The 1,765-nt window shown below is 75.2% G+C and carries 2 protein-coding genes and 1 pseudogene; 2 read left to right on the top strand and 1 reads right to left on the bottom strand.

Annotated elements, in window-relative coordinates; genetic code table 11:
- On the top strand, positions 1–1,116 hold a 1,116-nt coding region (locus G3I40_RS46170; RefSeq protein WP_164560760.1), incomplete at its 5' end, for a hypothetical protein.
- A gap of 14 nt (positions 1,117–1,130) precedes the next feature.
- Here the strand turns inward: G3I40_RS46170 and G3I40_RS46165 are convergent.
- Positions 1,131–1,292, bottom strand: a complete 162-nt coding sequence (locus tag G3I40_RS46165) for a hypothetical protein (RefSeq protein ID WP_164560759.1) — start codon at positions 1,290–1,292, stop codon at positions 1,131–1,133.
- Between the two features lie 139 nt (positions 1,293–1,431).
- Between G3I40_RS46165 and G3I40_RS46160 the strand changes: the two are divergent.
- Positions 1,432–1,765, top strand: a pseudogene (locus G3I40_RS46160) (esterase); the annotation flags it as partial.

The raw sequence follows: 1,765 nt of genomic DNA, 5'->3' as shown, positions 1-1,765 counted from the left end.
CTCGTCGTCGCGTACGGGCCCCCGCTCGCGGCCCGGCTCCCGTGGCGCGGGCTGCTGGCGTGCGCGTGGGGCGCCTCGATGGCGTGGACGTGGTCCCTGGCCCTCGTCGACGGCTGGCACCGGGGCGTCGCCGCGCGGCTCACCACGTCGTACGAGTACCTGACGGTCATCGACCGCTTCCGGGACGTCCCCGCGGCGCTGCGCGACTTCCACCGTCACATCCTTCTCCACGCGCCGGACCATTGGCCCGCGCACGTGGCGGGGCATCCGCCCGGCGCCACGCTCACCTTCGTCGGCCTCGACCGGGTCGGGCTCGGCGGCGGCGGTTGGGCCGGGGCCTGGGTCATCACCGTGGGCTGTTCGGCGGCCGTCGCCGTGCTCGTGACCGTGAAGGCGCTGACGGACGAGGGGACGGCGCGCGGCGCGGCACCCTTCATGGTGCTGGCACCCGCCGCGGTGTGGGTGGGCACGTCGGCCGACGGGTACTTCACGGCGGTCGCCGCGTGGGCGGTGGCCTGCACGGCGCTCGCCGCGACCCGCAGGCGCCGAACTGCCGCGGTGGCGGCGGGACTTCTGTTCGGCGCGACCTGCTATCTGTCGTACGGGCTCGTCCTCGTCGCGGTGGTCGTCGCGACGGTGCTGCTGCAGGCGCGGACCCGGCGCCCGCTCCCCCTGATGGCGCTCGGCGCCCTCGTCGCGCCGGGGGCCTTCGCGCTCCTCGGGTTCGACTGGTGGCAGGCCTACCACTTGTTGGTGGAGCGCTATTACGAGGGCGCCGCCGGCATCCGGCCGTACGGGTACTGGGTGTGGGCGAATCTCGCCTGCACGGTGCTGGTCGTGGGTCCGGCCGCCGTGGCGGGGCTGCGGCGGGTGCCCGGCGCCGTGCGCCATGGACAGCGGCGGCTCGCGCTGCTGGTCGCCGGAGCGCTGCTCGCCCTGCTGATGGCCGACCTGTCGGGGATGAGCAAGGCGGAGACGGAGCGGATCTGGCTGCCGTTCGCGACCTGGCTGCTCGCGGCGGGGGCCCTGCTGCCCGGGCGGCAGCGGCGCGGCTGGCTCGCCGCCCAGGCCGTCCTCGCGCTCCTCCTCAACCATCTGCTGCTCACGGGATGGTGAGCAACTGCCGCACTTCAGGGACTGGTGGCGTGCGCCGGGCGGGCCACGGGGGTGCCGCCACGGCGTCCAGCCGCCCACTGCCGCACCCGTTCGGCGGGATGCGGCAGCACCACGAACGCCTCCGCCTGCAGGCAGGCCCAAGGGTCACGGGCGATGAGCGTAGGGGCGCAGGTCACCGGTGGAGTAAGAGCCGGGGAGGAGGACGGTAAGAACCCGCGGACCGGCAAACCCGCCTCCCCGTCGGGGGCTCTTCACCGGTGGAGGCTGGCCGTACGGCGGTCGGCCGTTCCTGGCGAGTGCGAGAGGTGGGCGAACATGGGCCTGACGAGTCGGGCGCTGGCGTACGCGACGGCGCTGGCCGCGCTGGTGTGCGTGGGGCTGACGGTGTGGACGTGGCCGCGCCTCGCACGTCGCGGACCGGTGGCGGTGCTCGGCAGGCTGGCCGCCATCGGCGTGACACAGGTGGCGGTCCTGACGGCCTGTGCGGTCGCCGTCAACGCCGACTTCGAGTTCTACGGCAGCTGGGACGAACTGCTCGGCCGCGTCTCCACCGCGCCCGCGCGCATCGCTGATCTCGGCGGCGCGGACGTGGCGCGCGGCCGCCTCGTCCAGGCCGCGGGTCCGCAGGGCCTCGACCGGGTGCCGGGCC

The organism is Streptomyces sp. SID14478, assembly GCF_010548525.1.
GTDB lineage: Bacteria > Actinomycetota > Actinomycetes > Streptomycetales > Streptomycetaceae > Streptomyces.
The sequence above is the reverse complement of the archived record's forward strand: the minus strand, read 5'-3'. Positions and strand labels throughout refer to the sequence as shown.